The 15,291-nt window shown below is 74.4% G+C and carries 14 protein-coding genes; 7 read left to right on the forward strand and 7 right to left on the reverse strand.

The window, feature by feature from the left end; all coding sequences use genetic code 11:
* Positions 1-201 precede the first annotated feature (201 nt).
* The 4 genes from ACI2K6_RS16905 to ACI2K6_RS16920 all read left to right on the forward strand — a co-directional run bounded on the left by ACI2K6_RS16905 (position 202) and on the right by ACI2K6_RS16920 (position 3,521).
* A complete protein-coding gene (locus ACI2K6_RS16905) occupies positions 202-864 on the forward strand; it encodes a nucleotide exchange factor GrpE (protein ID WP_396746138.1) in 663 nt (220 codons plus the stop codon).
* A 70-nt stretch (positions 865-934) separates the two neighbouring features.
* A complete protein-coding gene (locus ACI2K6_RS16910) occupies positions 935-1,927 on the forward strand; it encodes a DnaJ C-terminal domain-containing protein (protein WP_180536096.1) in 993 nt (330 codons plus the stop codon).
* On the forward strand, positions 1,924-2,475 hold the full coding sequence (locus tag ACI2K6_RS16915) for a heat shock protein transcriptional repressor HspR (RefSeq protein WP_396746142.1): 552 nt from the start codon (positions 1,924-1,926) through the stop codon (positions 2,473-2,475). The genes ACI2K6_RS16910 and ACI2K6_RS16915 overlap by 4 nt, the downstream gene beginning before the upstream one ends.
* The gene (locus ACI2K6_RS16920) at positions 2,454-3,521 is read left to right on the forward strand and encodes an alpha/beta hydrolase (protein WP_396746145.1); all 1,068 of its coding nucleotides are present in this window, start codon (positions 2,454-2,456) and stop codon (positions 3,519-3,521) included. Before ACI2K6_RS16915 ends, ACI2K6_RS16920 begins: the two co-directional genes overlap by 22 nt.
* Positions 3,522-3,543: 22 nt before the next feature.
* Here the strand turns inward: ACI2K6_RS16920 and trmB are convergent, their stop codons facing one another.
* The 3 genes from trmB to ACI2K6_RS16935 form a co-directional block, all read right to left on the reverse strand.
* Complete coding sequence (trmB, locus tag ACI2K6_RS16925) at positions 3,544-4,539, reverse strand: tRNA (guanosine(46)-N7)-methyltransferase TrmB (RefSeq protein ID WP_396746148.1); 996 nt, start codon at positions 4,537-4,539, stop codon at positions 3,544-3,546.
* A 71-nt stretch (positions 4,540-4,610) separates the two neighbouring features.
* The gene (locus ACI2K6_RS16930; RefSeq protein WP_396746151.1) at positions 4,611-5,942 is read right to left on the reverse strand and encodes a hypothetical protein; all 1,332 of its coding nucleotides are present in this window, start codon (positions 5,940-5,942) and stop codon (positions 4,611-4,613) included.
* Positions 5,943-5,947: 5 nt separating this feature from the next.
* On the reverse strand, positions 5,948-6,694 hold the full coding sequence (locus ACI2K6_RS16935) for a DedA family protein (protein WP_396746154.1): 747 nt from the start codon (positions 6,692-6,694) through the stop codon (positions 5,948-5,950).
* Between the two features lie 200 nt (positions 6,695-6,894).
* Between ACI2K6_RS16935 and ACI2K6_RS16940 the strand changes: the two genes are divergently transcribed.
* Complete coding sequence (locus tag ACI2K6_RS16940) at positions 6,895-7,488, forward strand: hypothetical protein (RefSeq protein ID WP_113913835.1); 594 nt, start codon at positions 6,895-6,897, stop codon at positions 7,486-7,488.
* Positions 7,489-7,577: 89 nt separating this feature from the next.
* Here the strand turns inward: ACI2K6_RS16940 and ACI2K6_RS16945 are convergent, their stop codons facing one another.
* The 3 genes from ACI2K6_RS16945 to ACI2K6_RS16955 are packed head-to-tail and all read right to left on the reverse strand — an operon-like array spanning position 7,578 to position 10,031.
* A complete protein-coding gene (locus ACI2K6_RS16945) occupies positions 7,578-8,381 on the reverse strand; it encodes an amino acid ABC transporter ATP-binding protein (RefSeq protein ID WP_396746157.1) in 804 nt (267 codons plus the stop codon).
* 1 nt (position 8,382) lies between these two features.
* Entirely contained in the window at positions 8,383-9,213 is an 831-nt protein-coding gene (locus tag ACI2K6_RS16950) for an amino acid ABC transporter permease (RefSeq protein ID WP_396746159.1), read from the reverse strand.
* Entirely contained in the window at positions 9,210-10,031 is an 822-nt protein-coding gene (locus ACI2K6_RS16955; protein WP_396746162.1) for an ABC transporter substrate-binding protein, read from the reverse strand. The genes ACI2K6_RS16950 and ACI2K6_RS16955 overlap by 4 nt, the downstream gene beginning before the upstream one ends.
* 260 nt (positions 10,032-10,291) lie before the next feature.
* Between ACI2K6_RS16955 and ACI2K6_RS16960 the strand changes: the two genes are divergently transcribed.
* Entirely contained in the window at positions 10,292-11,197 is a 906-nt protein-coding gene (locus ACI2K6_RS16960) for a hypothetical protein (RefSeq protein ID WP_396746165.1), read from the forward strand.
* Between the two features lie 4 nt (positions 11,198-11,201).
* Here ACI2K6_RS16960 and ACI2K6_RS16965 read toward each other — a convergent pair whose 3' ends face one another.
* The gene (locus ACI2K6_RS16965) at positions 11,202-12,383 is read right to left on the reverse strand and encodes a YihY/virulence factor BrkB family protein (protein ID WP_396746167.1); all 1,182 of its coding nucleotides are present in this window, start codon (positions 12,381-12,383) and stop codon (positions 11,202-11,204) included.
* Between the two features lie 151 nt (positions 12,384-12,534).
* Between ACI2K6_RS16965 and clpB the strand changes: the two genes are divergently transcribed.
* Entirely contained in the window at positions 12,535-15,129 is a 2,595-nt protein-coding gene (clpB, locus tag ACI2K6_RS16970) for an ATP-dependent chaperone ClpB (protein WP_396746170.1), read from the forward strand.
* The last annotated feature ends 162 nt before the right edge of the window (positions 15,130-15,291 follow it).

Below are 15,291 nucleotides of genomic sequence, written 5' to 3' on the forward strand. Positions count from 1 at the left end.
GGGGGGGGGCCGCGGGGGCGGCCTGCGCGGCCCGGGGGGGCCGGGGGGGGGGGGGGGGCCCCCCCCCCCCCCCCGGGGGGCCCCCCCCCCCGGGGGGGGCGCCCCCCCCCCCCCCCGCGCGGGCCCCCCCCCGCCGGCCTTCCCGCACCACCCCCCCGCGCGGCGGACCCGCCGCGCCCACCCGCTTCGAAAGGACACACCATGAGCGCCGACCAGCAGCGTCCGCACGGCTCCTCCGACGCCGAGCGCGGCTCCGAGGAGGAGCCCATCGTGTTCAACGACCGTCGCCGCATCGACCCCGAGACCGGTGAGCCCCGGGTCTCCGCCGAGGGCGCGGCCGAGCAGGCCGAGGACGGCGACGTCCTCGCCCAGGCCGAGCGCATCCTCGACGAGGCCGGCGCGCAGGCCGGGACCGAGGCGCCGCAGCCCACGGCCTCGGACCGTGAGGCCGAGCTCGAGACCGACCTGCGACGCTTGCAGGCCGAGTACGTGAACTACAAGCGCCGCGTGGACCGCGACCGCGACCTGGCCAAGGATGCCGGCGTGCTCAAGGCCATCAGCGCGCTGCTGCCGGTGCTCGACGACATCGACGCCGCCCGCGCCGCCGGCGATCTCACCGACGGTCCGTTCGCCGCCATCGCGACCAAGCTCGACACCGCCCTGGCCGGCCTCGGCCTCGAGCGCCACGACCAGGAGGCCCTGGCCGGCGTCGAGTTCGACCCGGCCGTGCACGAGGCCGTGATGCGTCAGCCGCACGCAGAGGTGCCCGCGGATCACGTGGTCCAGGTCTTCCGCAACGGCTACGCCCGGGACGGCCGCGTGCTGCGCGCCGCCCAGGTGATGGTCTCCGCCGGAGACGAGTGACCCCGTCGGCCGGCGGCCCACCCCGCCGCCGGCCGACCCCCCCTGACCGATGCACACGAGAGGAGGCACCATGGCCTCGCAGGATTGGATGGACAAGGACTTCTACGCGACCCTGGGGGTGTCCAAGGACGCCTCCGACGCGGATGTGAAGAAGGCCTACCGCAAGCTCGCCCGCACCCACCACCCGGACCAGAACCCCGGGGACGAGGCGGCCGAGAAGAAGTTCAAGGAGATCTCGGAGGCGTACGCCGTCCTGAGCGACCCCCAGGAGCGCCAGGAGTACGACGCGATCCGCGCGATGGGCGGCGGCGCCCGGTTCTCCGCCCCGGGCGGTGCCGGCGGCGGCGGCTTCGAGGACGTCTTCGGCGGCATGTTCGGCGGCGGGGGCGGCCCCCGCACCACGCAGTCCGGGCCCGACCTGTCGGACCTGTTCAGCGGGATGTTCGGCGGCGCCGCCGGCCAGACCGGCGGCTTCGGCCCCGGCGGCTTCGGCGACGCCGGCTACGCGCGGCCGCGCCCCACGAAGGGCGCGGACCGCACGGCCACCACCACGATCTCCTTCCGCGGCTCGATCCAGGGCACCACGGTGTCCCTGCGCGCCGCGGACGGCGAGACGATCGAGGTGAAGATCCCGAAGGGCATCCGCGACGGCCAGAAGGTCCGGGCCCGCGGCAAGGGCGCGCCCGGTGCGGCCGGCCGCGGCGACCTGCTGGTCACCGTGCACGTGCGCGAGCACGAGTTCTTCCACCGGGACGGGGACGACCTGCGCATCACCGTGCCCGTCACCTTCCCCGAGGCCGCCCTCGGCGCCACGATCGAGGTGCCCACGCTGGAGCGCCCCGTGAAGGTGAAGGTGCCGGCGGGCTCCCAGTCCGGCCGCGTGCTGCGCCTGAAGGGCCGCGGTGTCGAGCGTGGGACGACGACGGGTGACCTGCTCGTGGAGCTGCACGTCACCGTGCCCACCGAGCTCGACGACGACGCCCGCGCCGCCGTCGAGGCCCTGCAGTCCGCCCTGGCCGGCGACGATCCGCGGCGGGAGCTGGCCCGGAAGGCCGCCTGGTGAGCGCCCGCGACGGCGCCGCCCGCGCGGGCCGGGGCCGCGAGCGGGGTCTGGACCGGAACGCCCCCGTCTTCGTGATCTCCGTGGCCGCCGAGATGGCGGACATGCACCCGCAGACCCTGCGCCAGTACGACCGGCTCGGCCTCGTGGTCCCCGCCCGCCAGGGCGGACGGCACCGCCGCTACTCCCTGGCCGACGTCGAGCGGCTGCAGACCGTGCAGGCCCTGAGCCGCGAAGGCATCTCGCTGGAGGGCATCCGCCGCGTGATCGCGCTGCAGCGCGAGGTCGAGCAGCTGCAGGACACCGTGGTCGAGCTGGCGGCCCAGGTGGACAGTCTCCACCACGCCTCCCGCCTGGCCCGCGTCTTCACCGTGGGCTCCGGCGGCGACGTCTCGGCCCGGTACGCCGACCGGGTGGCCGCCCGCCGCCAGGCCGCGGCACGGACCGAGGCGGACGCCGCGGGCCAGGCCTCCCCGGGCGTCCTGCGGACGCTGCCCTCCGGCGGCGCCCGCCCCCGACGGGTGCTCACGTGGCAGCCCGAGCAGGACTGAGCCGGGCGTCGTTCGGGGCGGCCGCGCGGTCCCGCGTCCAGGAGCGGCTGCGCGCCGACATGGCCCGGCGCGAGAGCCTCGGCCGGCAGGCCCGCAGCGCCCTGGACGGGATCGTCCACGCCCTCAAGCCGGAGGGCATGGACCCGCACCTGCCCGCCCGGCATCTGCTGGACTACGTCCTCGACGGCACGGACGGTCCGCGCGCGGTGGTCGCCGCGGGGGACCCCGCGACCGCCACGCATCTGACCTGGCTCGTCTCCGGCATGGGCATCCGCCCCCAGACGGCCATGTGGGGGACGGCCCGGGAGGCCGCCCACCTCGCCGCCGCCCAGCGCACCGCCGGCGCACCCCGCCCCGTCGTCATCGCGTGGCTCGGCTACCCCGCGCCCACACCCTGGCGGGTGGTGCTCGACGGCCCCGGCCGGCGCGGCGGCGCGATGCTCGCCGCGGATGTGCGGGCCTGGTGGGAGTTCCTGCGCCACGGGCCGGGGGAGGACGACGCCGCCGCCCCGGCCCTGCGCGCCCGCGGGACCGCCGTGCACGGGGCCGTGGAGGCCCACTCGTACGGCTCGCTCGTGGCCGCGCACGCCCTGCGCCTGCTCGCGGACCGGGGCCTGCAGCCCGACGACGCCGACGCCCCGTGGCCGGCCGAGCGTCCCGTCGAGGCCCTCGTGGTCTCGGGCGCGGTCGGCCTGCCCGCCGCCCTGGCAGCCCGGGCCGCGCACCTCGGCCTGCGGTCCGGGCGGACGTTCCGCGCCCTGGCCCCGGGCGACTTCCTCGCCCGGGTCGGCCGCGCGGTGGGCCGACGTCGGGACTGGACGGACGCCGCCGTGCTGCCGGTGGCCCCGCGGCCCGGCCTGGCGGGGGCCGCCGTCCGCGGCCACCACACGGCCCGCTGGTCGCCGACGGCCCCCGGGGACGCCCCGAGGGGCTACCGGGACGCCGGGTCCGTGACGCTTGAGGCGACCGCGCGGGTGACCGCCGGCCTGCCGCTGCCGCCCGTCCCGGACGGCGCCGACCCGGCCGGGCCGGTCGCCCCGGCCTGAGCGGCCCCGTCGGGCCCCGTACTCAGCGGCGGCGGTACGCCAGGTCGAACACGAGGCGCCCGGCCCGCTGGGACTTCGCCTCGAAGCTCGTGATCGGTCGACCCTCGAACCGGGGCGCCCAGCCGCCCTCGTGGTCCACGGGGTCCGCGGCCGCCGCGCCGGCCCGCGCCTCGCCCAGGCCGGCCCGCAGCGGGCGCTCCTCCTCGGCCGCGCGCTCCCAACCCGCGGGCAGCGGCTGGGCACCCACCTCGGTCTCCCTGCCCTCGCGGCGCACCCGCGTGAGCGGGGAGTCCTCGCCCGCGGCGCGCCCGGGGAAGAGGTTCTCGAACTCCGGGTGCGCCTCGAGCATCTCGCGCATCTGCACGGCGTAGCCCGACCAGTCCGTCGCGAGCCGCAGCACCCCGCCGGGGGCGAGCACCCGCGCCACGCGGTCCGCGAAGGCGGGGGAGACCAGGCGGCGCTTGTGGTGCCGCTTCTTGTGCCACGGGTCCGGGAAGAACACCCACACCTCGGAGACGGAGCCGGGCGTGAGCAGGGCGTCCAGCAGCTCGGGGGCGTTGGCCTCCACGGCGCGGACGTTCTCCAGGCCCTGCTGCTCCACGCGCGTCATGAGCGCGGCCAGGCCGGGCACGTAGACCTCGACGGCGAGCACGTTCCAGTCCGGCCGGTCGGCGGCGGCCTGCGCCGTGGACTCGCCCAGCCCGGAGCCGATGTCCACGAGCAGAGGGGCCTCGCGCCCGAACACCCCTGCCCAGTCCAGTCGGGCCTGGGCGTCCACCGAGGTGGCGCCGCGGCCGCGGGGCACGTCCACGAGGACCCGCTGCGCCTGTCGGTCCCACACGGCCTGCCGCCCCGCGTTCAGGCGCGCGCCGCGTCGGACGAAGGAGACCGGCTCCCGTCGGACGAGGGCAGGGTCCTTGTCCCGATTGTGGTCGTGCGCGTGGACGCGCTCGGCGGGCGGCGGCACAGCGTCGGGGCCGGGTGCGTCCGGGCGGGGGCGGGGGAGGTGCTCAGTCATCGCCCCGATCCTGCCACGGCCGTGCGTCGACGGCGCAGACCGCGGTCGACGCACGGCGCCCGGCGCCGGGGTCAGGGGGTGCCGCTGGAGCGGTCCCCCGACGTGGGCGACGCGGGCGCCGAGGCCGTCGTGGCGGTCGGCTCGGGCGCGGACTCGGTCGGCTCGGGTGCGGACTCGGTCGGGTCCGGCGCGCTCGTGGACGGACCGGACGGGCTCGGGGACGTCGGGGTCGGCGTCGCGGAGGTCGGCGTCGGGTCGGGGGTGCTCGGCGTCGGACTGCCGGATCCCGTGCCCGACGGCGAGGACGAGGTGGGGGGAGACGTCGGGGAGGACGGCGTGGTCGAGCGGGTGGGCGTAGGGGTCGAGGAGGACGGGGCCGTGCTGCTCGGCACCGGGGTGGTCGCACTGGGCACCGGGGTGGTCGCGCTGGGCGTCGGGGCCGCCGTGTCGGCGGGCGCGGACGGGGGCGGCACGGGTGCGGCGGTGGCCTCCTCCGTCCACGAGGACGTCTCGGGCTCCGGCTCGGGGGCGGGCTCCGGCTGCTGCTCCTCGGGGGTCGGGGTGGAGCGGTCCGGCAGACGCAGGTCGGCGGGGGCGGAGGCGGCGTCCGCGGCGACGTGGCCCAGGTCGGACAGCCAGGCGGTCGCCGTGTCCCGGGGGATCCGCACCGTCAGAACACCCGCGGCGGCCGGCGCCATGGACGCCTGGTCCGCCTCGAGCATCAGGCTGCCGTCCGGGAGGAAGACCACGGCGTCCCAGACGCGACGGTTCTCCACCTGCTCCGGAGCGTCGACCGCCGAGTCCAGGCGCGAGCCGATCACGTCCGGGTCGTTGGCCATGCGCTGGCGCACCTCGGCGCGGAACGCGTCCCAGCCGTCGGGGGTGAAGAGATCGGCGGTCTCGAACACGCGGTCCTCGCGGGCCGAGTACCAGATCACGTGCGAGGTGGACACGGAGTCCGTGCCGCGCCGTTCGGTGGCGAGCAGGCGGGCCGCGGCGATGTCCTCGGCCACGACGGCGAGCTGCGGCTGGATCTCCAGGCGCGGGTCCGCGCTGGGGTCGGTGTCCCGGCGGTACTGGTCGATCTGGGCGCGCACGGCCCCGGCCATGGCCTCCGTCCAGGCCGGCGCCCCGGGCACCTGCAGCCACGCCCCGTGGTGGTCCGGGTCCTCGCCCTCGAGCACGGCGACGCTCGCCTCCGGCACCCGCTCGAGGTCGTGCGAGGGGACCTCGACCGTGAACGGGGCCATGTCCATGGACGGCAGGGCGGAGGCCGCCGTCGTGGCGGGCGCAGGCTCGGACTGCGGCTCGGTGCGGGCACAGGCGCTCAGCGCCACCAGGGCGACGGCGGCCAGGCCGAGGGCCGCGCGGCCACGGCGGGGGGAGGGCAGGACGGGGTGCATGCGATTCACTTCCGGTGGTCGGAGGACTCCAGGATGGCTTCGACGCGGGCGGCCATCTCGTCCGCGGTCGGCGGGCGCCAGCCCGGGTCGTTCCGGCGGCGGGCGTCACGGCGCAGGCGCAGGACCACCCAGATCGCGAGGAAGGCCAGGATCAGGACCAGGACGATGTTGGAGAAGACGTCCGCGTACTCGGAGATGACGTGGAACCGCTCCCCGAGCGCGTAGCCGCCGTAGACGAAGATCGCGTTCCAGATCAGGGAGCCCAGCGCCGTGAACAGGGTGAACTTCGCGAGGTTCATCCGCTCGATGCCCGCGGGGATGGAGATCAGGGAGCGGAACACGGGGACCATGCGGCCCAGGAACACGGTCCAGTAGCCGTAGCGGATGAACCAGCGCTCGGTCTTGGCCACGTCCTCCATGTCCACCAGCGGCATGCGGTCCGCGATGCGGTACATGCGGCGGCGGCCCAGCCACGCGCCGATGCCGTAGAGGGCCAGCGCTCCGACGATCGAGCCGACCGTCGCCCAGACCAGCGCGGCATGCGGGCTGAAGGCGCCGCCGGCCGCGGTGAAGCCGGCCAGGGGCAGGATCACCTCGGACGGGATGGGCGGGAAGATGTTCTCCGCGAAGACGGCCAGGCCGACGCCGATCGGGCCGACGGCCTCCATGATGTCCACGACGATGTTGCCGAGCCAGCCGTAGTCGGTGGGCGTGGCGGCGGCCACGGTCAGGGGTGTGACGAGGGGGAGCATGCGCCCCATTGTCCATCATCGACCGCCTCCGCGACGTGGTGGAGGCGCCGACGTCGTCCGCTCTGCGCGCACAGTCGCGCCTCCGGGCGGGCGGGAGCGGGCTGCCGTTGGTAGTGTCGGAGGCGCTGACCGCTCACCGACCGTTCGCGCCACACCCCACTCCACGTGCGTGCCGCGGGCCCTACTGGAAGGAAGACTCCATGAGCATCGTCCAGATTCCGCTGCGCCTGGCCTCCGGCGCGTTCATCCTGAACTCCGGCCTGAACAAGCGCGGCATCTCCGCGGAGCAGGCCCAGGGCCTGCGCGACATGGGCGCCCGCGGCCTGCCCGCGCTGGCCAACCTGTCGCCGGAGCAGTTCAAGAAGTTCCTCGTGACCACGGAGATCGGCGTGGGCTCGGCCCTGCTGGCCCCGTTCGTCCCGGGCTGGCTCGCCGGCTCCGCCCTGACCGCGTTCTCCGGCGGCCTGTTCTCCATGTACCTGAACACCCCGGAGATGACCGAGGCGGACGGCGTGCGTCCGTCCCAGGAGGGCACGGGCGTCGCCAAGGACATCTTCCTGGTCGGCTCCGGTCTGGCCATCACCGCCGACTCCGTGGCCAACCGCCCCGGCAAGCGCCGCAAGGCCGCCAAGAAGCGCGCCGCCCGCATCGAGGGCGCCCGCGACGCCAAGGTGCAGGCCATCCGCGACGCCCAGGACGAGAAGGTCGCCGCGATCCACGCCGCCCGTGAGGAGCAGGTCGCCGCGCTGCGCGAGGCCCGTGACGAGCTGAAGAAGCTGCGCAAGAAGGCCTGACGCCTCCGCCGCATGCGTGAGGGGCCCCGCCCGGACCACGGTCCGAGCGGGGCCCCTCACGCATCTGCCCGCCCACCGGGCGGGCAGGCTCAGAGGTCGATCTCGGTGGGGTGCAGCACGCGGCGCAGGAAGTCCTGGGTGCGTGGCTGCTGGGGGTCGGAGATCACCGCGGCGGCCGGGCCGGCCTCCACCACGACGCCGCCGTCCATGAACACGACCCGGTCGGCCACCTCGCGGGCGAAGCCCATCTCATGGGTGACCACGAGCATGGTCATGCCGTCGCGGGCCAGCTGACGCATGATCGCCAGGACGTCGCCGACGGTCTCGGGGTCGAGGGCCGAGGTGGGCTCGTCGAAGAGCATCAGCTGCGGGTCCATGGCCAGCGCACGGGCGATCGCCACGCGCTGCTGCTGGCCGCCGGAGAGCTGGTCCGGGTAGCGGTCCTCGAGCTCGGCCAGGCCCACGCGGGCCAGCTGCCGACGGGCGATGTCCGCCGCCTCGGCCTTGCCCCGCTTGAGCACCTTGAGCTGGGCCACGGTGCAGTTCTCCAGCACGGACAGGTGCGGGAACAGGTTGAACTGCTGGAACACCATGCCCACGTGGCGGCGCAGCACGTCCAGGTCCACGTCCTCGTCCGTGACCGTGAACTCACCGACCGAGACGACGCCCGAGTCGGGCTTCTCCAGGAGGTTCACACAGCGCAGGAGGGTGGACTTGCCCGAGCCGGACGGGCCGATCAGGCACACGACCTCGCCGGGGGCGACGTCGAGGTCGATGCCGCGCAGCACGTGGTTGGCGCCGAAGGACTTGTTGAGGCCGGCCACGTGCACGCCGGCGGCGTCCGCGGCGGCCACCGCGCCGAAGGATCCGGTGATGGGGTTCTGCTGGGCCATCTCAGTGCCCCTTCTTGGTCGAACGGGCCTCGAACCGGCGGGCCAGCAGGGACAGCGGCACGGTGATCACGAGGTAGAACAGGCCGGCCACGAGGATCGGCGTCATGCCGGCGTCGAGGGCGGAGATGCCGTCGCGGCCGAACTTGGTGAGCTCGTACTCGTGCGCGGCCAGGCCGAGCACGTAGACCAGCGAGGAGTCCTTGGTCAGGAGGATGACCTCGTTGGTGAGCGGCGGCAGCACGATGCGGAACGCCTGGGGGATCACGATGGTGACCATGGCCCGCCACGTCGGCATGCCGAGGGACCGGGCCGCCTCCATCTGGCCGCGGGGCACGGCCTGCAGGCCGGCACGCAGGGTCTCGGCGATGTACGCGGCCGAGACCATGCCCAGGGCCGCCATCACGACGACGGGGATCGGCCAGGACACCCCGAACGCGAAGGGCACCCCGTAGCCGAAGGCGAGGAACACCAGCAGCGCGGGGACGCCGCGGAAGAACTCGACGTAGGCGGTGGCCAGCCACCGGTACGGGCCGAACGAGCTCAGGCGCATGAGCGCGAGCACGATGCCGCCCAGGAGGCCGACGACGAACGAGGTGACCGTGTAGAACAGCGTGTTGCCCAGGCCCACGAGGATCACGTTGGGGAACATCGGGGCCACGGCGGGGAAGTTCAGGACGTTCTCGGCGAGCGCGCCCCAGTCGATGAGGACGGCCAGGACGACGAGGGCGAGGACGAAGACGGCCGCCTGGATGGTCAGGGACAGCCGGCGACGGCGGCGCGCACGGCCGGGCTTCATGGCCGGTGCGGGCGAGACGGGGGTCTGCGTGCTCATCGGTAGTCCTCCTGTGCCTGACCGAACCAGCGCTCCTGGAGCTCGGCCACGGTGCCGTCGTTGCGCAGCTCCTGCAGCGCGCGGTTCACGGCGGAGCCGAGCTGCGCCTTCTGTGGGCCGACCGCCATGCCGAGCTGCTCGCCCGTGGGCAGCGACTCGACCACCTCGAAGCGATCGTCGTCCTTGAGCGAGTAGAGCAGCACGGACTGGTTTCCCAGGGCGGCGTCCACAGTGCCGGCCTGGAGGGCCTGGATCTGCATGCCGCCGTCCTCGAACTGCACGGGGCTCAGGCCGTTCTGCTGGGCGTACTCGTCGCCGGTGGTCGCGGCCTGCACGCCGATCCGGCGGCCCTTCGCGGAATCGACGTCGGTGATGCCGGAGCCCTTCTTCGCGACCAGGACGAGGTCGTCGTCGAGGTAGGGGAGGGTGAAGGCCATGACGCGCTGGCGGGCCTCGGTGATGGAGATCGACGAGGCGTTCACGTCGCAGCCGGTGAGCGAGGCACCCGACTCGATGGCCTCGAAGGAGGAGTCGATCACGTTCACCCCGAGGCCCAGCTTCTCCGCCACCGCCTCGACCAGCTGGATGTCGTAGCCGGTCAGCTCACCCTTCTCCTCGAACTCGAAGGGCGGGTAGGGGATGTCGGAGCAGACCGTCAGGACGCCGGGCTGGACGAGGCCGTACGAGGTGCTCACGTCGTCGTCGGACACGATGCCGGCGGATCCGGCGTCGCCGCCGAGGACGGCGCAGCCGGTGAGCAGCGCCGCTGACGCGGTGAGCCCCACGGCGCCGAGGAGGCGGGAGTGGATGCGGGTCATGGAGTGCCTTCTGTGCCGCCGTCGGGAGGACGGGCGTGCGGGTCGGAGGGAGCCGGCAGAGTGACGTGTTCCGCCGTGATTGGTGGTCATCGTAGTGCGTCGGGCGCCGTCGCGGGCGCCGGGAGACGACTCGTCCCCGCGGAGCGAGTCGATCGACCGGTGGCCCTGCCGCGGTGCGCCTCGGCAGACGAGGACTGGCCTCGCGCTGTGCGGATTGTCAGACTGGTCACATCGTCGTCACCCGGTCTGAGAGGTCTCTCATGCTCCGCACCGCCGCCCCCGCTCGCCCCGCCGCCGCCCTGTCCCTGCTCGCCGTGGGCGCCCTCGCGCTCGTCGGCTGCGGTGGGGGAGGCGGCGAGGCCCCGTCCTCCCCTCCCTCCTCCGACGCGTCCTCGGCCTCCCCGGCGACCGTCACCGCGACCGCGAGCCCCACGCAGGACGCGGCCACGTCGTCCTCCGCGGCCCCCTCGACGGCGGTGGCCACGGCCTCGTCCACCGCCTCGTCCTCGGTGGCGGCGTCCGCGTCGGCCGACGCCTCCGAGTCCGGCCCGACGGGGGCCGGTTCGGACCTCACGGACGAGCAGGAGGAGCGCGTGGAGGCGCTCGAGGACGTCCTGCTCACGCCCCAGACCGCGCCCGACGGCGTGTTCACGGACATGGAGACCCAGGCCGGCGGCGGCGGCGAGCCGATCAGCACCAGCCTGAGCCTGACGGGCGTCACCCCCACGGGCGCCTGCGCGGACCTCATCGAGCAGATCAACACGCAGCAGGCGCCCGGACTCGGCGGTGCTTTGGCCCAGTACGAGGTGGACCCGGCCGCCGTCACCGGCCTGGCCGGCTCCCAGGCCGGGGCGTTCGGCATGGTCGCGGTCACCGAGGACGGCACCGATCTGCTGGCGCTCTTCGGCGAGCTGGCCGACACGTGCGGCACGTTCGGCGACCCGGACGGCGTCGAGGCGGCCTTCACGAAGGTGCCCGGCGTGCCGGACGCGGCCCACATCGCCCTGGGGAACTCGAGCATGGACACGGCCCTGTTCACCATGACCGTCGGCGGCGTCACGGACGGGGACGAGCTCGTATACCTCGGCATGGTGGGCCTCGACGAGGAGATCGCGGCCGACACCCTGCGTGCCCAGGTCGAGGCGTTCGAGAAGCGGGAGCGCTGACCTGTCAGTCGACGGGCCGGGGCGTCGGTTCGAGGCGGGCGCCGTCGTCGGACACCGGGTCCGCGTGGAACGGGCTGCCCGAGCTGACGTCCTCCGGGTCCCGCCGCCCCGACTCGACCGCGAGGAGGCGCCCCTCCTCGGAGAGCAGGGGTGTGGCGTCGATCGTGAGGTCCTCGCCGGCGCGCACGGCGTCGGCCACGAGCCGGGCCAGGCGGCGGTTGCGGGCCTCGTACCGTTCGGAGTCCTCGAGCACCGCGGTGTGCCGCGTCGCCAGCTGGATCTCGACGGAGGCGTCGATGCCGACGGCCAGCTGGCGGGCACGCAGCACCTCCGCGTCGAAGGCGGCCCCGGCCAACAGCACGATGCACGCCACCCACGCGAGGGCGAGCACGCCGATCGCGGAGTTGATCCGCCCGACCACGGCGAACTGGCCGAACCGGTCCGTGATCCAGCCCAGGGCCACGGCGGCGCCGAAGAGCAGGACCACCACGGCCACGGCGCCGAGCGAGAGCGGGCGGTAGCGGGGCTGCCGGACGTTGGGCCCCAGGCGGTAGGCGAGGGTCACGATCAGGGCGATCACCACGAGGATGACCGGCCACTTCACCACGTTCCACGTCTGGACCGTCTCCTCCGGCAGGCCGACGGACTGGCCGAGGCGCAGGGAGAGGTCGCCGCCGACGACCACCAGGATCGTGAGCAGCACGGCGCCGAGCATGAGGGCGAGCGTCTCGACGAAGACCACGAGGCGGAAGTGGAGGAAGGGGCGGCCCTCGCGGGTGTCGTGGATGCGGTGCATCGCCCGGTGGAACGCGCCGACGGCGCCCGAGGCGGACACCACGGTGCCGACGGCCCCGAGGACGACGGCGCCGGTGCCGGGCCCGGCCGAGCCGAGGGTCAGGATCCACTCGCGGACGACCTCGGGCGTCAGCGACGGCCAGATCTCGGCGGCCAGGTGGGCCGCGGCGTCCACGGTCTCCTCCTCGACGCCCAGCAGCGAGACCACGGAGAGCAGGGCGATGACGGTGGGCAGCAGGGACAGCGCCCCGAAGAAGGTCATGGCGGCGGCCACATCCCAGACCTGCAGCTCGAAGAGCCGGTGCAGGGTGCGGCGCAGGACGTACAGCAGGGACACCCGCGGTCGGGTGTACGTGCGGAGGCGCCGGGGCGCCGCTGTGGAGCCGGCCATGGCACCAACGTACCGGCGCGCCGGGGAATAGCCCTGGCACGAAGAGAGTTGAGCTACATAGACTCAACTTCGTCTCGGCGGTGGGAATGGCCCGCCGTCGACGGTTGTCCGACACCCCCGGGACACGGGGGAGAGAAGGAGCGATGCGCACATGGATGCCAAGTTCACCACCAAGAGCCAGGAGGCGCTCTCGGCCGCGGCCATGAACGCCTCCACCGCCGGCAACCCCCAGATCGAGCCGGCCCACCTGCTGAAGGCCCTGATGGACCAGCGGGAGTCCGTCGCCGTGGCCGTCCTCAAGGCCGCCGGGGCCGACCCCGACGCCGTCTCCACGGCCGCCTCCTCGGCCATCCGGCGCCTGCCCTCCACCCAGGGCAGCACGGTGGCCCAGGCCCAGCTCTCGCGCGCCGCCCTGCAGGTCGTGCAGAACGCGCGCACCCAGGCCGAGCAGCGCTCCGACCAGTTCGTCTCCACCGAGCACCTGCTGCTCGGTGTGGCCGCAGACCTGGGCGAGGCCGGTGAGGCCCTGCGCTCGAACGGGGCGAGCCTCGAGGCGCTCGCCGCCGCCCTGACCCAGGTGCGCGGCGACTCACGCGTCACCACCCAGGACCCGGAGAACACCTTCCAGTCCCTGGAGAAGTACGGCACGGACCTCACCGAGGTCGCCCGCTCCGGCAAGCTCGACCCGGTGATCGGCCGCGACGCCGAGATCCGCCGCGTGGTGCAGGTGCTCTCGCGCCGCACCAAGAACAACCCCGTGCTCATCGGCGAGCCCGGCGTCGGCAAGACCGCCGTCGTCGAGGGCCTGGCCCAGCGGATGGTGGCCGGGGACGTCCCCGAGTCCCTGCGCGGCAAGACGCTGATCAGCCTGGACCTGGGCGCCATGGTCGCCGGCGCCAAGTACCGCGGCGAGTTCGAGGAGCGCCTGAAGGCCGTCCTCGAGGAGATCAAGGCCGCCGAGGGGCAGGTCGTCACGTTCATCGACGAGATCCACACCGTCGTGGGCGCGGGCGCGTCCGAGGGCGCCATGGACGCGGGCAACATGCTCAAGCCCATGCTGGCCCGCGGCGAGCTGCGCCTGATCGGCGCGACCACCCTGGACGAGTACCGTGAGAACATCGAGAAGGACCCCGCCCTGGAGCGCCGCTTCCAGCAGGTCTACGTGGGCGAGCCCAGCGTGGACGACACGATCGCCATCCTGCGCGGGCTCAAGGAGCGCTACGAGGCCCACCACAAGGTGGCCATCGCCGACTCCGCGCTCGTGGCCGCGGCCACGCTGTCCCACCGGTACATCACCGGCCGCCAGCTGCCGGACAAGGCCATCGACCTCGTGGACGAGGCCGCCTCGCGCCTGCGCATGGAGATCGACTCCGCCCCGGAGGAGATCGACGTCCTGCGCCGCCAGGTGGACCGCCTGACCATGGAGGAGCTCGCCCTCGAGGGCGAGATGGACCCGGCATCCGTCGAGCGGCTCGAGGCCCTGCGCGCCGAGAAGGCGGACCGCGAGGAGGAGCTCACCGCCCTCACCGCCCGCTGGGACGCGGAGAAGGCCACCCTCAACGAGGCCGGCGACCTGCGCGCCAAGGTGGACGAGCTGCGCTCGCTGGCCGAGAAGGCCCAGCGCGACGGCGACCTCGCCGAGGCCTCCCGCCTGCTGTACGGTGAGATCCCCGCGCTGGAGAAGCAGCTCGAGGAGGCGGACCGCACCGCCCGCGAGGCCGACCGCTCGGCCACCGAGCCGATGGTCTCCGAGGAGGTCACGGCGGACGACATCGCCGAGGTGGTCTCCGCGTGGACCGGCATCCCCGCCGGGCGCATGCTCACCGCCGAGTCCGAGAAGCTGCTCACCATGGAGGAGCACCTCGGCGAGCGGCTGATCGGGCAGCGGGACGCCGTCGTCGCCGTCGCGGACGCGGTGCGCCGCTCGCGGGCCGGCATCGCGGACCCGAACCGGCCCACCGGCTCGTTCCTGTTCCTCGGCCCCACGGGCGTGGGCAAGACCGAGCTCGCCAAGGCGCTCGCGGAGTTCCTCTTCGACGACGAGCGCGCCATGGTGCGGATCGACATGTCCGAGTATGCGGAGAAGCACTCCGTCTCCCGCCTGGTCGGCGCCCCTCCGGGCTACGTCGGCTACGACGAGGGCGGCCAGCTCACGGAGGCCGTGCGGCGTCGCCCGTACTCGGTGGTGCTGCTGGACGAGGTGGAGAAGGCCCATCCCGAGGTCTTCGACATCCTGCTCCAGGTGCTCGACGACGGCCGCCTCACCGACGGCCAGGGCCGCACCGTGGACTTCCGCAACGTGATCCTGATCCTCACCTCGAACCTGGGCTCGCAGTTCCTCGTGGACCCGACCCTGGACGAGGCCGCCAAGCGCGAGTCCGTGATGTCCGTGGTGCGCGCGGCGTTCAAGCCCGAGTTCCTCAACCGCCTGGACGAGATCGTGCAGTTCGACGCGCTCACCGTGGCCGAGCTGACGCGGATCGTGGACCTTCAGGTCGAGTCCCTGCAGGCGCGCCTGACGGAGCGCCGCCTCACCCTCGAGGTGTCCGACGCCGCCAAGGCGTGGCTCGCCGAGACCGGGTTCGACCCGGCCTACGGCGCCCGGCCCCTGCGCCGCCTGGTGCAGCGCGAGATCGGCGACCGCCTGGCCCGCGGCATCCTCGCCGGGGAGATCGCGGACGGGGACACCGTGGTCGTGGACCGCGTCGAGGGCGAGAACGGCCTCACCGTGACCCGGAAGGGCTGACGCCGGGACCGACGGCTCGTGTTCCTCCTCCCGCTGGCACGTCGGGGGGGGGGGGGGGGGGGGGGGTGGGGGGGGGGGGGACCCCCCACCCCCCCCCCCCCCCCCCGGCCGGGGGGGGGGGGGGGGGTGGCCCCCCCGCGCCGGGGCGCCCCCCCCCCCCCC

Origin of the sequence: Microbacterium sp. NPDC006705 (genome assembly GCF_044903545.1) — a bacterium.
GTDB lineage: Bacteria > Actinomycetota > Actinomycetes > Actinomycetales > Microbacteriaceae > Microbacterium > Microbacterium plantarum.